Source organism: Macrococcoides goetzii (assembly GCF_002742385.2).
GTDB lineage: Bacteria > Bacillota > Bacilli > Staphylococcales > Staphylococcaceae > Macrococcoides > Macrococcoides goetzii.
This window is the reverse complement of sequence record NZ_MJBI02000015.1, coordinates 1-21,388: the sequence shown is the minus strand read 5'-3', so window position 1 is coordinate 21,388 and position 21,388 is coordinate 1. Positions and strand designations below refer to the sequence as shown.

Below are 21,388 nucleotides of genomic sequence, written 5' to 3'. Positions count from 1 at the left end.
CTTCCGACGACAGAGTTACCGACGATGGAACCAACAACGGAATTACCATCAGTCGTACTTCCGACGACAGAGTTACCGACGATGGAACCAACAACGGAATTACCATCAGTCGTACTTCCGACGACAGAGTTACCGACGATGGAACCAACAACGGAAGATCCAGAAACGGAAAGACCGACAACAGAAACACCGGAAACGGAAAAACCGATGACAGAGCGTCCAACAACAGAAAGACCGACAACAGAACGTCCGATTGTAATTATTACACCGACAACTGAATTACCTTCTGTCTCAGAACAGTTACCTGATCGTCCAGGTGTTTTACCACCTGCAGACAATAATGATGTTAATGTTGAGGATCACAACATTCCTAGTATCGATATTGATATTCTTGCTACAGATTCAGTAGATATTAATGTAACGTATCAACCGACAGGTACAATCGTGCCTGATAATGAGCGTATAGTTTCGAATGGAGATGTCTCAAACAGTATTGTTTATGTTGATCATGATGAATATGATTTAGCAAGTATACTACGCAATCCATATCAACCACTCATTAAAGATAATGCTGAGAAAAATAGAAGTCGTGAGGATGAACTGGATATATTAATTGGATTAAGTCCGATTGAGTTACCATTAAATCATTCTTTAGTAGATAAAGATCATCCTTTAAATCATTCTAAAGATACTGAAGAAAGCAATGATAAACAAAAACTTAATGATGACGATAAAGAAGATATTGAAGTTGCAAAAACAAATAATGATAAACCGACAGATCATCATCATTTGGATTTAGACACGAATGATTTTCTTATCGCTACAGTTAAAGGGCCTTTAAACACTCCGGACCCTGCGTTACCTACATTTATTTCTGGTCTTGGTGGTTTTAATTTTTAAATAAAGAGAAAGGAGATTTGAGATGGTTGATGTAGATGAAAAATTATTAAAGCTTTATTTATATATGCAACACAACGATTTTTCACGTGATGCCGTCTCGGATTTCCTTGAAATTTCACCAAGGCAGTTATCTCGTTTAATGAATAAATGGAGTGAAGATGGCTTTATTTTGTTTAACAGTGGTGTTGGTCGTGGTAATGCAACACAAATTGATTTTCTTAAAAATATTGAAGCAGAATTCATTAATCATTTATTTAGAAATTTAGAAGATTACGATGTGCAGCAATTACAATCCATAATGGCTTTAGATATGTCTGCAAATTCAAAGCGTATATTACGTTTATGTATTGAAGAAGTACTATACAGCCGTCGTGATTTTTCTGTGGAACAGTTTAACTTCATTGATTATCTATATCGTATACCAGAGCGAATTCATCCATTAGAACCTTTAGATATCGCATTAGTTACAGTGCTTTCAAATGTTGGAGAAAGATTATATAACGTAAAAGGTAATGAAGTCACAAAGACGTTAGTTATTTTTGATGAGTGGATTGGCAATGATTTGATTATTCATCTGCAAAGAGATATACATTTTTCAAATGGTGATTTATTATTTGCCTATAATGTTGTTCAGGTATTAACTGATTTAATTGAAGTGAAAGCTGATTTACCTGGATTAAATGATGTTTTAAGCGTGGAAGTGGTAGATACTTTTAAGTTAAAGATATCGATGCGTAAAAAAAGTGAATTAATTAAATATATATTAAGTCAGGATTTTGCAAGTATCTATAAAATTAAAAACAACAAGATTCTTTATACTGGTCCATATTATGTCCACTCATTAAAACCGGAAATTATAATGTTGAAACTGAACCCATATTATTCGACAAAAATTCCTGATATTACAGATGTTTGGTTAATCAATGATTTAGAACAGTATCAGGACTTTGTACAACGTAAAGATTTAAAAGAAGAACACACGAAGCTCAGATATAGTATGGACTTCCTGACATTTAATCCGAATTGTCATATGACACTTGAAGAGCGTAAACGTCTAGCGCACATAATATTAGGAGAAGAGCAGCCCGAAGTATTTATTGATAAGCTGAGAATGTTAGGTATTAAAGGGTCGAGAGATACGGTAACTAAAGTGATTGAGACGCTTAATGCATGTGTGAAATTTTTTGAATATATTGAAGTTACGATTGAAGACTATATTGCCAAGCCACTTGAGAGTTTTGATGTCGATGTAGTAATGATGAATGAAGCTTTACCGATGCATCAAAAGTATTTTAACTTGTTACTGAGTGAAAAGTTCTCTACCTGGATAAAGCACTATAAGGAAAGTGAGTATCTGCAATATATTTATCAGCATAAATCGATAGATTACTGGCAATATGCTGAGCATAATTATGAACAGTTTTTAATACAAAATGGTCTGATTGTAATATTAGATTATTACGGAAAAAAAGTATTAACGATGGATAGTTTTAAAGATTATGAGGTAACTGACTTTGGAGTCGTTAAATACGATTCGATTATATCTGTGGAAGAGGAGAAATAATGATTGATCAACGTATTATTGAACTAGAACATTACATAAATCATATCGATGACTTCACACTGGATATTATTGCAGAGAAAATGTTAATCTCCACGAAACAATTAAGTCGTTTATTGAAAGCATGGGATGAAGAAGGTCTGATTGAATACAAGCCTGGTCGTGGTCGAGGCAATAAGATAAAAATAGAGTTCAAGCGTGATGTACAGGCTGATATTATCGAAGATATTAAGCGTAATATCGACACGATGAATGTTAAGGACTTGCAAAAAGTGTTACAACAACCATGGCGTCATAATGCATTTGTGAAATTACAGGAAATCGTGGATGATAAAATTAATGAAGAGGTAATTGTGGATGGCAATGAGCTCATTGAATGGGTACATCAAATTCCAGAGAATTTACATCCTGCACATATCAATGATTATTTAGGTGCGCAACTAAGCCATCAATTTTACGAAACGTTATATCGCGTTTCTACTACCGGAAAGATTATACGCAATTTAGTGAGTGTCGATGAATGGAAAGATGACGCATTGCATATTCATCTGAAAAGACAGGTAAAGTTATCGGATGGCTCTTTATTAATAGCAGCAGATGTAAAGGATAGTCTTGGTTACTGTGGTAGTGAAGAGTGCCCGTTTGCTGCCTTGTTTTCTGAGATTGAACATATTGAAATTATTAACGACTTTTATATTGTTATTAATTTTAGTGAGCGCCCAAAATATTTTAAATATTTACTTTCACAAAAATATAGTGCGATATACAGACGTATTGATGAACACACTTTAATTGGAAGTGGACCATATCAGTTGGATGAGTTATCGGAAGATAGCTTAACGATTCGTTATAATTTGTTTTATAGAGGACATTTGCCAGATATTGAAAGAATTAAATATTTGAATAAACGCAGTGAGAAAAATCATTTTGATTCGTACAAAAAAGATAACAATGAAGTTGTATTTATTAATATTGGTGAAGAATTTCTATTGTTTAATCCACATAAAGACTTATCGATTAAACAGCGTGAATATATCAGTCAGATATTTATGGAGACGATCGAAGAGTTTGTAGAAGCGGAGCGTAAGAAAGATGTTTTGAATACAACAGTAAGTACAATTGAGAAATTAGATGCTAAACAACAAATTTTACGCCCGTTAAAAGTAGTTGTAAATAGTCAAACTAAGGTATTTTTTGAAGCCATGCAGCAACGTTTACTTAAAGATGATATTCAATTGTTATTTATTGAGATGGATTATCTGGAGTATATCAATACTAATTTAATGGCCATTGATGCTGATTTCGTGTGGATGTACGAAAATTATCATAGTTTGCAACCTTATAAAACGATTGATCTATTGAGACAGTGTAAATTTCAGGAATGGTATGGTCAATTGACAGAAGGCTATAAGATTATGAATGATTTTGATCATAAAGAAAATGATGCACCGAGCAATGTGGGTTATCAATATTTGAAAAGATTGAATCAAAAAAGACTGTATCTGCCGATAAGAAAAGTTAGAAGAAAAATATATGTTGATGCCTATACGAAAAATATTGATGCATTACCTTATGGCATCGTGAATTATATTGATGTTATTTTGGATAAGAAGGCAATACGTAATTAAAGTAAAAAAATATTGAAATATAATTGACTTATACCTAAAATGATGATAGTATTGTTTAGGTTGATGAGTAGCACTTAATAGCTTTGGAGGATTGCAATGTCTAATGAAAAAGTTATGCACTCTAGTCAATATGTAGTGGGACTTAAGGAGTCTGTTAAAGCACTTAAGAAGGATCGTGTAGCATCTCTTGAGATTGCGTACGATACCAATATCCACTTATTAACTACCGTGCTATTACTAGCATACCAAAAGCAATTACCTATTGAATTCAGTAAGTCTAAAGACGCGCTGGGTAAACAATATGGCATTCAAGTGAGAGCAACTGTTGTTGCACATTTGAAATCCGCTTTGTAAGGCGGTATTCTTACAAATCTTTTTTTACCTAAAAAATGAACCACCTGGATGTGTGGAATTAAACAAAAGAGAGGAGGACATTCAAAATGCCAACTATTAACCAATTAGTTAAGAAGCCAAGAACTTCAAAAATTAAAAAATCAACTGCACCTGCATTAAACAAAGGTTATAACAGTCATAAGAAAAAAGCTACTGATTTAGCATCTCCACAAAAACGTGGTGTATGTACTCGTGTAGGAACTATGACACCTAAAAAACCTAACTCAGCGTTACGTAAATATGCACGTGTGCGTTTATCAAATAATATTGAAGTTAATGCTTACATTCCTGGTATCGGACACAACTTACAAGAACATAGTGTAGTACTTATTCGTGGAGGACGTGTTAAAGATTTACCGGGGGTACGTTACCATATCGTACGTGGAGCATTAGATACTTCAGGTGTTGACGGCCGTATGCAAGGACGTTCTTTATACGGAGCTAAAAAACCTAAAGCTAAAAAAGCATAATTTTAATTTAAATCATGCACTTACTGTTTAGAGAATATTTCATTTTTGTAAATGTAGTGTTCTCACTAGACATCGAAAAATAAAAAAAATATACTGAGGAAGGAGGATATTAATATGCCTCGTAAAGGACCTGTTGCTAAAAGAGACGTATTACCGGATCCAATTCATAATTCAAAATTAGTTACTAAATTAATCAACAAAATTATGATCGATGGAAAACGTGGTACTGCTCAAAAGATTTTATACAACGCTTTTGAATTAGTTCAAGAACGTTCTGGTCGTGATTCTATGGAAGTTTTCGAAGAAGCGATCAACAATATCATGCCTGTATTAGAAGTTAAAGCTCGTCGTGTTGGGGGATCTAACTACCAAGTACCTGTAGAAGTACGCGCTGAGCGTCGTACAACTTTAGGATTACGTTGGTTAGTAAACTACGCACGTCTTCGTGGTGAAAAAACTATGGAAGAGCGTTTAGCTAACGAAATCTTAGATGCTGCTAACAACACTGGTGGTGCTGTTAAGAAACGCGAAGATACACACAAAATGGCTGAAGCAAACAAAGCATTTGCTCATTACCGTTGGTAAGATAAAAGTTAACCCTTTAGTAATTGTATACAGCTTGCTGTCTTCAATTTACTTGAGGGCTACTTTCTTAAAATAAACCAATCCTGGAAGGAGAAAGAATACCCATGACAAGAGAATTCTCTTTGAGCAACACTCGTAATATCGGTATCATGGCTCACATCGATGCTGGTAAAACGACTACTACTGAACGTATTCTTTATTATACTGGTCGTATCCATAAAATTGGTGAAACACATGAAGGTGCTTCACAAATGGACTGGATGGAACAAGAACAAGAACGTGGTATCACAATCACTTCAGCTGCAACAACAGCTCAGTGGAATGGTACGCGTATCAACATCATCGATACACCTGGACACGTAGACTTCACTGTAGAAGTTGAACGTTCATTACGTGTACTTGATGGAGCGGTAACAGTACTTGATGCACAATCAGGTGTTGAACCACAAACTGAAACTGTATGGCGTCAAGCTACTACATACGGAGTTCCTCGTATCGTATTCATCAACAAGATGGATAAAACTGGTGCGGACTTCAAATATTCTGTAGGTACTTTACACGACAGATTACAAGCAAATGCACACCCAATTCAAATGCCAATCGGTGCTGAAGATCAATTCAACGCAATCGTAGATTTAGTTGAAATGAAACTACACACTTATACAAATGATTTAGGTACTGACATTGAAGTATCTGACGTTCCTGAAGAATACTTAGCAGATGCAGAAGCAATGCGCGAACAATTAATTGAAGCTGTTGCGGATGTTAACGAAGATTTAATGGACAAATACTTAGGTGGAGAAGAGATTTCAGTTGAAGAATTGAAAGCTGCTATCCGTCAAGCTACTTGTGATGTTGAATTCTTCCCAGTATTAGCTGGTACAGCATTCAAAAACAAAGGTGTTCAATTAATGTTAGATGCTGCAATTGCATACTTACCATCACCATTAGATGTTAAACCAATCGTAGGTCACGAAGTTGACGATAAAGATGCTGAAATCATCGCTAAACCAGATGATTCTGAGCCATTTGCTGCTTTAGCATTCAAAGTTATGACTGACCCATTCGTAGGTAAATTAACATTCTTCCGTGTGTACTCTGGTACTTTACAATCAGGTTCATACGTACAAAACGCTACTAAAGGTAAACGTGAACGTGTAGGACGTATCTTACAGATGCATGCTAACTCACGTGAAGAAATCTCTGAAGTTTACGCTGGAGATATCGCTGCTGCAGTAGGTTTAAAAGATACAACAACTGGGGACACTTTATGTGATGAAAAGAACCAAGTTATCTTAGAATCTATGGAATTCCCAGAACCAGTTATTCACTTATCTGTTGAGCCTAAATCAAAAGCTGACCAAGATAAAATGACTAACGCATTAGTTAAATTACAAGAAGAAGATCCAACATTCCATGCACATACAGATCCTGAAACAGGACAAGTTATCATCGGTGGTATGGGTGAGCTTCACTTAGATATCCTTGTAGACCGTATGAAACGTGAATTTAAAGTTGAAGCAACAGTTGGTGCGCCAATGGTATCTTACCGTGAAACGTTCAAAACATCTGCTGCAGTTCAAGGTAAATTCTCACGTCAATCAGGTGGTCGTGGACAATACGGTGACGTTCATATCGAATTCTCACCTAACGAAGTTGGAGCTGGCTTCGAATTCGAAAACGCTATCGTCGGTGGAGTAGTTCCTCGTGAATATATTCCTTCAGTTGAAGCAGGTCTTAAAGATGCAATGGAAAACGGTGTATTAGCTGGATATCCATTAATCGATGTTAAGGCTAAATTATTTGATGGTTCATACCATGATGTCGATTCATCTGAGATGGCCTTCAAAGTAGCTGCTTCATTAGCATTAAAAGAAGCTGCTAAAAAATGTGATCCTGTAATTTTAGAACCTATGATGAAGGTAGAAATCGTAATGCCTGAAGAGTACATGGGTGATATTATGGGTGACGTTACAAGTCGTCGTGGACGCGTAGAAGGTATGGAAGCTCGTGGTAACGCACAAGTTGTTCGTGCATTTGTACCTCTTGCTGAAATGTTCGGTTATGCAACAAACTTACGTTCTAATACACAAGGTCGCGGAACTTACTCAATGGTGTTCGATCACTATGAAGAAGTACCAAAATCAGTATCAGAAGAAATCATCAAGAAAAACAAAGGTCAATAATCTGTAAATACTTGAACGGTGCACAGTTCAATATATTGCAATTTAAGACTAAATGATTTATAAATGAGATATGTATTTCCTCATGAGGGTGAGAATCCCTCATGAGTAATATTAAAAAATTAACTTAAACTTAAGGAGAGATTTCGAAATGGCTAAAGAAAAATTTGATCGCTCGAAAACACATGCCAATATTGGTACTATCGGTCACGTTGACCACGGTAAAACAACTTTAACAGCTGCAATTGCAACTGTATTATCAAAAAAATTAGGTGGGGAAGCTCGTTCTTACGACCAAATCGATAACGCACCTGAAGAAAAAGAACGTGGTATCACAATCAATACTTCACACATCGAGTATGAAACTGAAAAACGTCACTACGCTCACGTTGACTGCCCAGGACACGCTGACTATGTTAAAAACATGATCACTGGTGCTGCTCAAATGGACGGTGGTATCTTAGTAGTATCTGCTGCTGACGGTCCAATGCCTCAAACTCGTGAACACATTCTTTTATCACGTAACGTAGGTGTACCTGCATTAGTAGTATTCTTAAACAAAGTTGACATGGTTGACGATGAAGAATTATTAGAATTAGTTGAAATGGAAGTTCGTGACTTATTATCTGAATACGATTTCCCTGGAGACGACATTCCAGTAATCGCTGGATCTGCTTTAAAAGCATTAGAAGGCGAAGAAAAATACGAAGAAAAAATCATGGAATTAATGAATGCAGTTGATGAGTACATCCCAACTCCAGAACGTGATTCTGAAAAACCATTCATGATGCCAGTTGAGGACGTATTCTCAATCACTGGTCGTGGTACAGTAGCTACAGGACGTGTTGAACGTGGACAAGTTAAAGTTGGTGAAGAAGTTGAAATCATCGGTTTAACTGAAGAGCCATCTAAAACAACTGTAACTGGTGTTGAAATGTTCCGTAAATTATTAGATTACGCTGAAGCTGGTGACAACATTGGTGCATTATTACGTGGGGTTTCACGTGACGATGTTCAACGTGGACAAGTATTAGCTAAACCAGGAACTATCACTCCACATACTAAATTCAAAGCTGAAGTTTACGTATTATCAAAAGAAGAGGGTGGACGTCATACTCCATTCTTCACTAACTACCGCCCACAGTTCTACTTCCGTACAACTGACGTAACTGGTGTAGTTAACTTACCAGAAGGTACTGAAATGGTTATGCCTGGAGACAACGTTGAAATGAGCGTTGAATTAATTTCTCCAATCGCGATTGAAGACGGAACTCGTTTCTCAATTCGTGAAGGTGGACGTACTGTAGGATCAGGCGTTGTATCTGTAATCGAAAAATAATATCACTTTTGTGATTTTTAAAACCCACGAGGGACGCCTCGTGGGTTTTATTTTTATATTTTCACTACTCTTTTACTAGTGTATTCATATGTTCTACTAAATTAACAAAAACTCTAACACCATTTAATAATCCATTTTCGTCCATATCAAATTTTGGATGATGATGTGGAAAATCAGCTTGTATTGTTTCATTTCTAACCCCAGTGTTGAAATAACATCCTGGTCTTTCCTGAAGAAAGTAAGCAAAATCTTCACCACCAAGAGATGGTGTTCCTTCTAATACTTCATCAATTTCTGAAATATCTTCACTTAAATTTTTTAGCCATAACGTTTCTTTTTCACTATTGATTAATGCAGGATAACCGTCTGTGTAGTTTAATGTAATTTTAACATTAAAGCTCTTTTCAATACCTTCGATTATCTCATTTATTCTTTCTATCATTACAGCTTTAATCGATTTATCATACGTGCGCAATGTACCACTTAAATGCGCAGTTTCTGCAATAACATTAAAAGCATTGCCGCTATTAAATTCACCAATCGTTAATACTCCTGTTTTAATTGGATCGATGCTACGAGAGACAACAGTTTGTAATTGTGTGATTAAGTAGCTAGCTGCAATGATCGCATCGTGTGTCGTATGTGGTGCCGCACCATGTCCACCTAATCCGTGTATATCAATTGTAAATGCATCGGCGAATCCATATGAGGGACCGGTAATAAAACTCACTGCATTACTTTGCAGGTTGCTTGAAGTGTGCGTTCCAAAAACATAGTCTACTCCATCTAAAACTCCTGCTTCAATCATTGATTTAGCACCACCTGGTAAAACTTCCTCAGCATGTTGATGACAAAAAATGACTGTGCCTTTAAGTTCACTTTGATGTGCTTTAATGATTTTAGCAGCAATCAGCAGCATTGCTGTATGACCATCATGTCCACAAGCATGCATCGCACCCGGTACTTTTGATTTATAAGGTACGTCTTTCAAATCCTGAATAGGTAATGCATCAAAATCAGCACGAAGTAATACTGTTGGACCAGGTAATTTACCTTCTATCACACCATATAATCCATTACCTCCGACATTACGCGTTACCGGAATATCAAGTGCTGTTAAATAATTTGCGATATACTCAGCTGTCTCTGTCTCATGAAAAGAGAGTTCCGGATGCATATGTAAATATCTTCTTATTTCAATCAGCTCTTCTTTATATTGAGTTACTGCTTTATACCATGCCATCTACAGTCCCCCTTGTTCAAAGTAATCAGCAGTAGCTTGTAAGAATACTTTTACTGCATTCAACATCCCTCTTTCATCAATATCAAACTTTGGATGATGATGAGGAAAATCTGCTTTAAAGTTCTCGTTGCGTGTACCAGTATAGAAAAATGAACCTGGAACGCGTTGTAAGTAATAAGAAAAATCTTCTCCACCTAGAGAAGGCTCAAGTTCAACAAGTTCTTCTACGCTCTCTATTTTGCGAGCAGCACTAACAATTAAGTCTGTTTCGTTAGTAGTATTTACAACTGGAGGATATCCTTTTAAATATTTTAATTCATAAGTGATTCCCATTGTTGTTACGAGTCCTTCTAGACACTTCTTCAGTTCTTTATACATTAAATTTTGTGTTTCTGCATTAAATGTTCTTATTGTCCCAGCTATCTTTGCTGTATCTGGGATAACGTTGTTCTGATCACCTGCTTCTAATTGTGTAATAGATAGCACTGCAGGAGTCGTTGGATTTGTTTTACGTGAAACAATATACTGAAGATCATTACATAAGCGTATTGTTGCTGCTACTGGATCAATCGTCGTATCTGGATGTGCAGCATGCCCACCTTTGCCTTGAATCGTAATCCAGAAATCATCAGGGATACCTGTAGCTGTACCGTATTTATAACCAATCTTACCTACATCTAAAGAACTTGATACATGTTGTCCGATAATAGCGTCTACACCACTTAAACAATTGTCTGCTATCATTTGTATTGCACCACCAGGATCAACCTCTTCAGCATGCTGATGAATGAATACTAAATTTCCGTTCAGTTTATCAAAGTTTTCTGATAGAATTTTCGCTGTAATAAGTAGAACCGCTGTATGTGCGTCATGACCACAAGCATGCATAACACCTGGAACTTGTGATTTATATGGCACTTCTTTTTCATCTTGAATAGGTAATGCATCGAAATCAGCACGAATAGCAAGTGTAGGTAAATCAGGATTTTTAATTAATCGTCCTACGACACCGCGTCCACCTACACCGGTTTCGACTTCAATGCCTAAATCAGATAAGTAATCAGCGATAAACTGGGGCGTTTCCGTTTCCTGAAATGATAGTTCAGGATTCATATGAAAATGACGACGTAATGCAACAAGTTCGTCATAATACTTCTCTATTTGTTTAAACATAGGACACCTTCTTCTAATAAAATATTTAAAAATAACTTTGCAGCATCATTCATTGCAGATTCATCAAAATCAAATAAAGGGTGATGGTGAGGCGCAGTTATGCCACGTTCTTTATTACCAGCAGCGGTAAAGAAAAACGCACCTGGTTTATGCTGTAAATAGTATGAGAAATCTTCACCAATCATCACTTGTTCCATTTCATTATAGGGTAACCCGGCACGTTCTGAAGCACGTTTAATAACATCCACACAATCATTCTGGTTGATAACAGCAGGATAACCGTCGATATAATCTAATGTGTATGTTAATCCTTTTGCAATCGATAGTCCTTTTAATTCATTTTCCATCGCTGTTTTTATCAGCGTTTTTATTTCAGGATCGAATGTTCTCACTGTCCCGGTACAAAAAGCTTTATCGCTTATAATATTAAATGCATTACCAGCAACAACTTTCCCGATAGTAAGTACGGCTTCACTTGTTGGGGGCACATTTCTGGAAACGATAGTCTGTATATTTGTAATAAATGTTGCCATCGCCACAATCGCATCTATTGCTGTATCAGGATGCGCACCGTGTCCGCCTTTTCCTTGTATTGTGATATCGAACATATCCGGACTAGCCAGCATCGCATCATATTTACAATGTATCGCCCCATGTTCAAAAGGTGACCATAGATGGTTGCCGTAAACTCTATCCACGCCTTCGAGGGCACCATCATTGGTCATTGGTTCTGCGCCACCTGGAGCAAGTTCTTCAGCAAATTGGAAAAGTAAAACGATGGTTCCATTAATATTGTCGAAGTGGTTATCTAATATACGCGCAACTCCTAGCAGAATAGAAGTATGACCGTCGTGACCACAGGCATGCATAACACCATCGTTTTGTGATTTATACGGGACGTCTTTTTGATCCTGAATCGGCAGTGCATCGAAGTCAGCACGTAAAGCGATTGAAGCACCACTACCATTTGAAATGGTTGCCACTAATCCTTTCTCACCGACACGCTCTCTAATCGAGAAATGTTTGAGCTGCTGTAACTGCTCAAGAATAAATGCATAAGTATTTGTTTCTTCAAAAGATAGTTCTGGATGCATATGTAAAAATCTGCGGTCTTTTATAAGTTGCTCTGTTTCATTTTGTACGAGCTGCTGGATATCCAAGTGGCTCACTCCTCTGCAGTATAATGTTATTAGTGTAACAGAGAAATTAGAATATTTAAACTTCTTAATATGGACGAAACCGTTTACTTATTCAATAGCAGTTCGTTATAACTTATGATATGATGTAAATGAAAATTACATTCAAGGGGTGCTTAAAATGTCTAAAGTATTACAACAGTTCTTAACTGAGAATTTAAATTATTTAAAAGACAATGGTCTATACAATGAAATTAATGTTGTTGAAGGCGCAAACGGTCCAATCATTAAAATTAAAGGTAAAGAATTAATCAACCTTTCTTCTAATAACTACTTAGGTTTAGCTACAAATGATCGCATGAAGAAAGTCGCTAAAGAAGCTGTAGACTCACACGGTGTGGGTGCAGGTGCAGTACGTACAATTAATGGTACATTAGATTTACACGTTCAATTAGAAGAAAAATTAGCAGAATTTAAAGGTACTGAAGCTGCAATTGCATACCAATCAGGATTTAACTGTAATATGGCAGCAATTAGTGCAGTTATGAATAAAGAAGATGCAATTCTTTCAGATGAATTAAACCATGCGTCTATCATCGACGGATGTCGTTTATCTAAAGCGAAGATCATCCGTGTAAATCACTCAGATATGGACGATTTACGTGCGAAAGCAAAAGAAGCGGTTGAATCTGGTCTTTACAAAAAAGTAATGTATATTACTGATGGTGTATTCTCTATGGATGGAGACGTTGCAAAATTACCAGAAATCGTTGAAATCGCTGAAGAATTCGGTTTAATCACTTATGTTGATGATGCACATGGTAGTGGTGTAATGGGTAAAGGTGCAGGAACAGTGAAACATTTCGGTCTTCAGGATAAGATTGATTTCCAAATCGGTACTTTATCAAAAGCAATCGGTGTTGTTGGCGGATATGTAGCTGGAACACAAGATTTAATCGACTGGTTAAAAGTTGCTTCACGTCCATTTTTATTCTCTACTTCATTAGCACCATCAGATACGCGTGCGATAACTGAAGCAATTGATATTTTAATGGAATCTACTGAATTACATGATAAGTTATGGGAAAATGGTAACTATTTAAAAGACGGTCTTAAAAAATTAGGTTTCGATATCGGTCATTCAGAAACACCGATTACTCCATGTATTATCGGTGATGAGAAAACAACTCAAGAATTCTCTAAACGTTTAATGGAAGAAGGCGTATATGCTAAATCTATCGTCTTCCCAACAGTGCCAAAAGGTACAGGACGTGTACGTAATATGCCAACTGCTGCGCATACTAAAGAAATGTTAGACGATGCTTTAGCAATTTATGAACGCGTCGGTAAAGCGTTAAATATCATTAAATAATTTGTAAATCTTAAAATAATATGAACAAATCACAAAAGAGTGGGAAATTCCCACTCTTTTTATGTATCTCCCTAATGGACATGTAACCGTTTTTATTATAGAATGAATGTGCAAATAATTAAAAATCATTACATTTGTATTTTTCAGAAATACAAATGTGCATAAAGGGGTATAAACATGAAAAGAATTATGATTACTGGTGCATTAGGTCAAATCGGAACTGAATTAACGCTTAAATTACGTGAAATTTATGGTGTAGACAATGTACTAGCTACAGACTTACGTCGTCCGGAAGAAGGCGCAAAAGTTTTAGAAGGTCCTTTCGAAGAGTTAGATGTAACAGATGCTGAACGTATGGACAAATTAGCTGCAGACTTTAAAGCTGATACTTTAATGCATATGGCTGCATTATTATCAGCTACTGCTGAGAAAAATCCGGTATTTGCATGGAACTTAAATATGGGTGGATTATTGAATGCATTAGAAGTTGCACGTAAGTATAACATGCAATTCTTTACACCATCTTCAATCGGTGCATTTGGACCAAGCACACCAGCAGACAACACACCTCAAGTTACAATTCAACGTCCTACAACAATGTACGGTGTAAACAAAGTTTCTGGTGAGTTATTATGTGACTATTACTTCCACCGTTTCGGCGTAGATACACGTGGTGTACGTTTCCCTGGTCTTATCTCACACGTTAAAGAACCAGGTGGCGGTACAACTGACTATGCAGTAGAAATTTACTTCAAAGCGATTCGTGAAGGTAAATACACTTCTTACATTAACAAAGGTACATTCATGGATATGATGTTTATGGATGATGCGATTGATGCAATCATCAAGTTAATGGAAGCGCCTGCTGAAAACTTAAAAGACCGTAACGCATTTAACGTTACAGCAATGAGTGTAGATCCAGAAATGATCGCTGCAAGCATTCGTAAAGTAATGCCAGACTTCAAACTTGATTATGATGTAGATCCAGTACGTGAAGGTATTGCACAAAGCTGGCCAAACTCAATCGATGCAACTGAAGCGAAGCAACAATGGGGATTTGAACCTAAGTTTGATTTAGATGCAATGACGAAAGAGATGTTAGAAGCAATTAAATTAAAAGAAAACAAATAATCGATAAATCTTATAAATCATCCGAAGAAATACGTAGTAATTACTGCGAATTTCTTCGGATTTTTTTGATTTAATAAATGTAAGCGCTTTAATTGTGTAAAAGAATTAGAATTTTCTAAAAACTTATTGAAAAACAAATTTAGAGTTGCTATACTAAGTGACATTAATAATAAATTTTGAAAGGATTGAATGAAATGGTAGCAGTATTTGAAGTGGAAGAACGAATGCATAAACAGCAAAAGCCTGATCCTGAAAATTTGGGATTTGGTCGATTTTTTACAGATTATATGTTTTCAATGGATTACTCACAAGAAGAAGGTTGGCATAATAAAAAAATCATCCCTTATCAGGAAATCTCCATGAGCCCTGCTTCGCAAGTGCTTCATTATGGTCAGGCCGTCTTTGAAGGGTTGAAGGCTTATAAGACTAAAGACGGCGTTCAGTTATTTCGCCCCGATCAAAATTTTAAACGAATGAATAAATCGTGTGAACGATTAGAGATGCCTCAAATAGATGTTGAAGAAATGGTACAAGCACTTAAACAGCTTGTTACACTGGAAGAAGAATGGATTCCAGGTGGTGCGGGTCAGTCTTTATATATTAGACCGATTATATTTGCGAATGAACCTTTCTTAGGTGTACGACCAGCCATCAGCTATAAATTTTTGATTCTTTTATCTCCGGTAGGTGCATATTACGGTGGTGGACAATTATCACCAACAAAAATCTATGTTGAAGATGAATATGTTAGAGCGGTTAGAGGTGGTGTAGGATTTGCGAAAGCAGCAGGAAACTATGCTGCAAGTTTAATTGCACAGTCTAGAGCTGAAAAATTAGGTTACGACCAAGTGTTATGGCTGGACGGTGTAGAACAGGCTTATATTGAAGAAGTAGGGAGCATGAATATATTCTTTGTTATCAACAACAAACTTGTAACACCTGAACTGAATGGTAGTATTTTACCAGGTATTACACGTAAGTCGATTTTAGAGCTTGCCGAGCATCTAGGTTATGAAGTGGAAGAGCGTCGCATTGGCATTCAGGAAGTTGTGGATAGTGCAAAGAATGGTAGTTTAACGGAAGTATTTGGTGCAGGAACAGCAGTTGTTATCTCACCGGTTGGCGAGATTAAATATAAAGAAGAAGTATTAACGATTGGCGATGGCAATACCGGTAAGATTACTGAAGAACTTTATAATGCGTATACAAGTATTCAAAATGGTTCGAAAGAAGATCCTTTTGGATGGTGTATTTCAGTAGAATAAACATTGAGGAGAGTGGTCAACTATGGATATTCATATTTGTAACGATAAAGAAGGTCATATTATGTAAAAACTAAAATGGGAGTGGATAATTATGGAACATGAGATGAGTAAAAATGCATATTTTAAAGATCGATTTGAAAAAGGGGCACAAGGTATCTCAGCCGGTATCTTTGTATCTCTTGGGGTAGGCATGCTATTAAAGTCATTAGGTGGTTTATTACATATTGATTTATTAGTTTTTTTCGGCACGATTTCGATGTTAATTTTAGCGCCGGCACTCGGAGGAGCTATTGCTTATAGTTTAGGCGCAAATGGGATTACATTAGTTTCTGCGATGGTTGCTGCAACGATTGGCGGTAATGCACTGAAAGAAGTGAATGGAGTATTTACAATCCAGACGGGACTTCCAATCGGTGCAATTATCGGTGGCATTGTAGCAACTTATGTTGGTAAGAAAGTAACCGGAAAGACAATACTTGATATGATGGCAGTGCCAACGTCTGCAGTGCTTGTAGGTAGTGTAGTAGGCTATTATCTAGCACGTGTTGTGGAACCAGCATTAGTCGTTATTTCGAAATCGATCGCTCAATCTGTAGAAGGACAACCACTTATCTCATCTGTAGTGATCGCGCTCGTATTTGCAGTTATTGTAATGACACCAGCATCTTCAGCAGCGCTGGTTATCGTTTTACAACTTGACCCGGCATCTTCTGCGGCAGCGCTAGTCGGTATTTCAGCACAATTCGTAGGTTACACAGCGATGGGGTTAAAGGATAATGATTTGGGTGGTTTCTTGGCACAACTCGTTTGTACACCTAAAGTTCAGTTCCCGAACATTGTAAACAATCCTAAAATTATGGTAGCACCTCTTGTAGCAGCTGCAATCAGCGGACCGGTTGCGATTCTATGGTTTAAGCTAGGCGTACCATATGAAATTGGTGGTATCGGCTTATGCGGATTTATCGCACCGATGCAGATCTTAAATGATCAAGGGGTAGTACCATTTACGCAATTTATGATTGCGGGCGTCTTACTTCCGCTTGTAGTTACCTATGTATTACACTACGGTGTTGCGCGACGTTTCAACCATGTGAAAGCAGGGGACTTAGCTTTAGAAATCAAATAAATAAAATATCTCACTCAAATTAGAGTGAGATATTTTTATGTGAAGCGGGTATAAAAATATTAAAAGCGAAGTTAAGGAGTAGAAAAAGATTATGACGAAATTAATCGTATTTGATAAAGACGGAACCTTAATGAAATTAGGACATCCGATAGTAAAGTTAGCGGATGACTTGATCAATGAATTTTCAGCGCGTACGGATATACATGTACCTAAATCTGAAATAAAGGATGCTTTCGGTATTGTCGATGATCATATCGATAAATTGATTGGTGCAAAAACAACAAAGGCAATCGTTTCAAGTTTGGAAAAATTACCGAATGGTGATGCAATGGCAAGCTGGTTACTTAAAAAGATTGAGCATGCAACGTCTGACAATGAAGCAGAAGACATCGAAATTATTGAAGGTGTTCAGGACATATTGAAATCTTTACATGATAAAGGTTATCTGCTTGCTATCGTATCAGCGGATGATACAGCATCGATGGATTTATTTATCGATAAGTATAGTATTCGTGAATATTTTGATAAGATTATTACGAGTGATTCATCGGATTATCATAAGCCACAAAAAGAATTATTACAGCTGATCATGGATGACTTAAATGTGACTAAAGAAGAAACAATGATGGTGGGAGATACTGAGATGGATGTAGAACTTGGCCAGAATGGTGAAGTAAGTAAAATCGTTGGGGTATTATCAGGGTCAGGCGATCAACAGGATTTGCGTAATGCACACGTCGTCCTAGGTAGTGTAGCTGAGATGATTGATAAACTTGAGTTATAAAACAATAAAAAGATGGTACGGTAAATTTTTACCGTACCATCTTTTTATTTATCTTTGATGCATAGCTCTATGCGTTTCAATGACTTTTGCGATTTTCTGAATAACAGGATCCAGTGAATCGATATCGTCATACACATCATATTCATTAATATTGACACGTACGACTGGACAGGCGTTGAAACCATCAATCCACTTTTCATAACGCGCAAATAAGGCGCGCCAGTAAGCTTCATCAGTTTCAATTTCCATTTGACGTCCACGCTCAGTGATACGATTAATCACAGATTCATAGTCACACTCTAAATAGATTAAACAGTCGGGTTTAGGGAAGTATGGCGTCATCACCATGGCTTCATATAATTCATAATACGTTTTGAAGTCTTCTGCTGTCATCGTACCGCCCTCTTCATGCATTTTAGCGAAGATATCAACGTCTTCGTAAATAGAACGGTCCTGAATAAATCCACCACCATACTCAAACATACGTTTCTGTTCTTTGAAACGTTCAGCTAAAAAGTAGATTTGCAGATGGAAGCTCCAGCGATCAAAGTCAGCATAGAATTTTTCAAGATAAGGATTATTATCAACTTTTTCAAAAGACGTTTTAAAGTTTAATTTTTCAGCTAAAGCTCTTGTTAAAGAAGACTTACCGACACCTACTGTGCCAGCGATAGTAATAATTGCATCATTTGGTATTTGGTACATTGTGTTCTCCAATTCTCGCGGTAATGCGCTGTAATATTTGTTCGAAATCTTGTGGATTATTTACAAAGTCAAGATGTGTCGTATCGATGAGTAAAGTTGTATCACTATCTTTCATAGATTCGTATACATTTTTATAATCTTCGGTTAACTTAATCAGATAATCATCTTCAATAATCTGTTCGAAGTCTCGTGCACGTTTAGCGATACGTGTCTTTAAAGTATCAAGTTCTGCAGTTAAGAATATCGTTGCATCAGGCTCTCTAATATCTTCAGTTAGAATATCATAGATACGGATAAATTTATCATATTCAATATCGTTCAAAGTATTTTTTGCAAACACTTTATTCTTTAGAATGTGATAATCGCTGACTACAGCTGTATCTTTACTTAACTCACTTAACTCTTTATAACGATGGCATAAGAAAAACATCTCGGTCTGAAAGCTCCACTTTTCAATGTCAGCATAAAAGTCTGAAAGAAAAGGATTCTCTTCTACGATTTCGTACATCGCAGGAACGCCTAGATGTTTGGAAAGTAAAGTAGTTAATGAACTTTTGCCGACACCGATAGGGCCTTCAATTGCAATATATAAAGGTGTCATAATAATCTCCTCTAATGTAGAATAAAATAGTATATAGTATTGTAACACAAAAATTATGAAGGTGGACGATAATTTGAATCATGAAGTTTATATGAAAATTGCAATTGAAGAAGCGCATAAAGCTTTAGCAATTGATGAAGTACCGATTGGTGCTGTACTAGTCCATCACGGTGAAATTATCGGTAGAGGATTTAATACACGGGAGTCCGAACAAAATCCGATTCATCATGCGGAGATGAAAGCAATTCAGGCAGCAAGTGAACATTTAGGCTCGTGGCGCTTAGAGGAGTGTACTTTGTATGTAACGCTCGAACCATGTGTAATGTGTAGTGGCGCTATCGTAATGAGTCGTATCCCAATCGTTGTTTACGGGGCACATGATGAAAAAGGGGGCTGCAGTGGCAGTCTGATGAACTTACTTAACCAACCTGAATTTAATCATCGGGCAACGGTAATAAGTGGTATATGTCACGAAGAATGTAGTAACTTACTGAAAGATTTTTTTAGAAACTTAAGACAGAAAAAGTTACTCGAAAAACGAAACAAACTCAATAGTGGGTTATTTTAGATATCCCTTAAAAAATTTGTTAAACTGAATGTATTCAAATGAGGAGATGAACCCATGATTAAACTAATTGCAACCGATATGGATGGAACATTATTAAACAGCGCACATGAAGTATCTGAAGAAAATATTAAGGCAATTGAATATGCACAATCAAAAGGTGTGACAGTGGTTATCGCTACAGGACGTGCATTCTATGAAGCGAATACACCTATTAAACCGACAGGATTAAAAGTACCATTCATTTGTTTGAATGGTGCAGAAGTGCGTGATGAGGAATTCAATATTAGACATACTTCGAAATTAAGCGATCAGCAGATTAAAGATGTTACTTCGATATTAGATAAGTATAATTTGTATTATCAGGTATACACAAGTGCACGTATTTATACGGAAGATAAAGGGAAAGACTTACAAATTTATCTGGATATCGCAGAGAAGATGGGACATACACCCGATGTAGAAAAAATACGTAACGCTATTCAGAAACGAATTGATAATGGATCACTGAAAGAAGTCTCAAATTATCAGGAAGTATACGAACGTGAGGGTGAGATTGTGATGAAATTCTTAGCCTTCTCTAGTGATTTAGACAAAATTGATACAGCTAAAGCGGAACTTGCCCAGTTTAAACATTTAGCAGTATCTGCTTCATCTCGTGGTAACATTGAAATCACACATAATGATGCACAAAAAGGTATTGCATTAGAGGCGTTGTGTGAACAATTAAATATCACGATGGATCAAGTGATGGCGATTGGTGATAATTTAAATGATATTTCGATGATTGAGAAAGCGAAGTATTCATTTGCAATGGAAAACGGTACAGATGAAGTAAAAGCAGTAGCGCGCTACATGGCAGGATCTAATGAAGACAGCGGTGTCGGACGTGCAATTATGCAAGTGATGAATGGAGAAGTTTAGACACACATATGAAAACAAGTCCGATATAAGTGGTATATCGGACAAGACGCACTAGAATCATCGATGATGAGTGAAAACAAGTCCGATATAAGTGATATATCGGACAAGACGCACTAGAATCATCGATGATGAGTGAAAACAAGTCCGATATAAGTGATATATCGGACAAGACGAAATAGGTTTATTGTCATATCCAAATAAAAAGGGTTCTATAATAAAACGGACTGATGAAAAGATACAAATCTTTTCTTCAGCCCGTTTTTTGATTTTTTGGATATAAAAAGGACGCAATTATCTCTATAAT

General features: G+C 36.6%; 19 protein-coding genes and 1 pseudogene. 15 read left to right on the top strand and 5 right to left on the bottom strand.

Annotated elements, in window-relative coordinates:
- The 8 genes and pseudogenes from BFS35_RS13410 to tuf all read left to right on the top strand — a co-directional run.
- A pseudogene (locus tag BFS35_RS13410) lies at positions 1-900 on the top strand (hypothetical protein); the annotation flags it as partial.
- Positions 901-922: 22 nt separating this feature from the next.
- Entirely contained in the window at positions 923-2,464 is a 1,542-nt protein-coding gene (locus BFS35_RS13405; protein WP_099577384.1) for an ABC transporter substrate-binding protein, read from the top strand.
- The gene (locus tag BFS35_RS13400; protein ID WP_099577386.1) at positions 2,464-4,089 is read left to right on the top strand and encodes an ABC transporter substrate-binding protein; all 1,626 of its coding nucleotides are present in this window, start codon (positions 2,464-2,466) and stop codon (positions 4,087-4,089) included. Before BFS35_RS13405 ends, BFS35_RS13400 begins: the two co-directional genes overlap by 1 nt.
- A 96-nt stretch (positions 4,090-4,185) precedes the next feature.
- The gene (locus tag BFS35_RS13395) at positions 4,186-4,443 is read left to right on the top strand and encodes a ribosomal L7Ae/L30e/S12e/Gadd45 family protein (protein ID WP_099577388.1); all 258 of its coding nucleotides are present in this window, start codon (positions 4,186-4,188) and stop codon (positions 4,441-4,443) included.
- Positions 4,444-4,529: 86 nt separating this feature from the next.
- Complete coding sequence (rpsL, locus tag BFS35_RS13390) at positions 4,530-4,952, top strand: 30S ribosomal protein S12 (RefSeq protein ID WP_099577390.1); 423 nt, start codon at positions 4,530-4,532, stop codon at positions 4,950-4,952.
- Positions 4,953-5,066: 114 nt separating this feature from the next.
- Positions 5,067-5,537: a 30S ribosomal protein S7 gene (gene rpsG / locus BFS35_RS13385; protein ID WP_096077875.1), complete on the top strand. Its 471-nt coding sequence runs from the start codon at positions 5,067-5,069 to the stop codon at positions 5,535-5,537.
- A gap of 104 nt (positions 5,538-5,641) precedes the next feature.
- Positions 5,642-7,723 carry an elongation factor G gene (gene fusA / locus BFS35_RS13380; RefSeq protein ID WP_099577392.1) on the top strand — a complete coding sequence of 694 codons (2,082 nt, stop codon included), beginning with the start codon at positions 5,642-5,644 and terminating at the stop codon, positions 7,721-7,723.
- Between the two features lie 148 nt (positions 7,724-7,871).
- A complete protein-coding gene (tuf, locus tag BFS35_RS13375) occupies positions 7,872-9,059 on the top strand; it encodes an elongation factor Tu (protein WP_099577394.1) in 1,188 nt (395 codons plus the stop codon).
- 64 nt (positions 9,060-9,123) lie between these two features.
- On the opposite strand, the gene BFS35_RS13370 is transcribed toward tuf, so the two are convergent.
- Genes BFS35_RS13370 through BFS35_RS13360 form a run of 3 tightly spaced genes read right to left on the bottom strand, consistent with a single transcriptional unit; the run spans position 9,124 to position 12,644 of the window.
- Positions 9,124-10,302, bottom strand: a complete 1,179-nt coding sequence (locus tag BFS35_RS13370; RefSeq protein WP_099577396.1) for an amidohydrolase — start codon at positions 10,300-10,302, stop codon at positions 9,124-9,126.
- On the bottom strand, positions 10,303-11,475 hold the full coding sequence (locus BFS35_RS13365; RefSeq protein ID WP_099577397.1) for an amidohydrolase: 1,173 nt from the start codon (positions 11,473-11,475) through the stop codon (positions 10,303-10,305). It abuts the gene before it with no gap.
- Positions 11,460-12,644, bottom strand: a complete 1,185-nt coding sequence (locus BFS35_RS13360) for an amidohydrolase (RefSeq protein ID WP_240628452.1) — start codon at positions 12,642-12,644, stop codon at positions 11,460-11,462. Before BFS35_RS13360 ends, BFS35_RS13365 begins: the two co-directional genes overlap by 16 nt.
- A 148-nt stretch (positions 12,645-12,792) precedes the next feature.
- Between BFS35_RS13360 and BFS35_RS13355 the strand changes: the two genes are divergently transcribed.
- The 5 genes from BFS35_RS13355 to BFS35_RS13335 all read left to right on the top strand — a co-directional run bounded on the left by BFS35_RS13355 (position 12,793) and on the right by BFS35_RS13335 (position 18,289).
- The gene (locus BFS35_RS13355; protein ID WP_099577401.1) at positions 12,793-13,983 is read left to right on the top strand and encodes a glycine C-acetyltransferase; all 1,191 of its coding nucleotides are present in this window, start codon (positions 12,793-12,795) and stop codon (positions 13,981-13,983) included.
- 177 nt (positions 13,984-14,160) lie between these two features.
- Complete coding sequence (locus BFS35_RS13350) at positions 14,161-15,114, top strand: NAD-dependent epimerase/dehydratase family protein (RefSeq protein ID WP_099577403.1); 954 nt, start codon at positions 14,161-14,163, stop codon at positions 15,112-15,114.
- 194 nt (positions 15,115-15,308) lie between these two features.
- Positions 15,309-16,379 (top strand): branched-chain amino acid aminotransferase, encoded by a 1,071-nt coding sequence (locus tag BFS35_RS13345; protein ID WP_099577405.1) that lies wholly within the window; start codon positions 15,309-15,311, stop codon positions 16,377-16,379.
- Positions 16,380-16,470: 91 nt separating this feature from the next.
- Positions 16,471-17,505: a PTS sugar transporter subunit IIC gene (locus BFS35_RS13340; protein ID WP_240628450.1), complete on the top strand. Its 1,035-nt coding sequence runs from the start codon at positions 16,471-16,473 to the stop codon at positions 17,503-17,505.
- A gap of 91 nt (positions 17,506-17,596) precedes the next feature.
- Entirely contained in the window at positions 17,597-18,289 is a 693-nt protein-coding gene (locus tag BFS35_RS13335; RefSeq protein WP_099577409.1) for an HAD family hydrolase, read from the top strand.
- Between the two features lie 48 nt (positions 18,290-18,337).
- Here BFS35_RS13335 and BFS35_RS13330 read toward each other — a convergent pair whose 3' ends face one another.
- Both BFS35_RS13330 and BFS35_RS13325 read right to left on the bottom strand, forming a co-directional pair.
- Positions 18,338-18,994: a deoxynucleoside kinase gene (locus BFS35_RS13330; protein ID WP_099577411.1), complete on the bottom strand. Its 657-nt coding sequence runs from the start codon at positions 18,992-18,994 to the stop codon at positions 18,338-18,340.
- Entirely contained in the window at positions 18,975-19,595 is a 621-nt protein-coding gene (locus tag BFS35_RS13325; protein WP_099577413.1) for a deoxynucleoside kinase, read from the bottom strand. Before BFS35_RS13325 ends, BFS35_RS13330 begins: the two co-directional genes overlap by 20 nt.
- A 73-nt stretch (positions 19,596-19,668) precedes the next feature.
- On the opposite strand from BFS35_RS13325, the gene tadA reads away from it, so the two are divergent.
- Both tadA and BFS35_RS13315 read left to right on the top strand, forming a co-directional pair.
- Complete coding sequence (tadA, locus tag BFS35_RS13320; protein ID WP_275068235.1) at positions 19,669-20,163, top strand: tRNA adenosine(34) deaminase TadA; 495 nt, start codon at positions 19,669-19,671, stop codon at positions 20,161-20,163.
- Positions 20,164-20,217: 54 nt separating this feature from the next.
- Positions 20,218-21,084 (top strand): Cof-type HAD-IIB family hydrolase, encoded by an 867-nt coding sequence (locus tag BFS35_RS13315; protein WP_099577417.1) that lies wholly within the window; start codon positions 20,218-20,220, stop codon positions 21,082-21,084.
- Positions 21,085-21,388 lie beyond the last annotated feature (304 nt).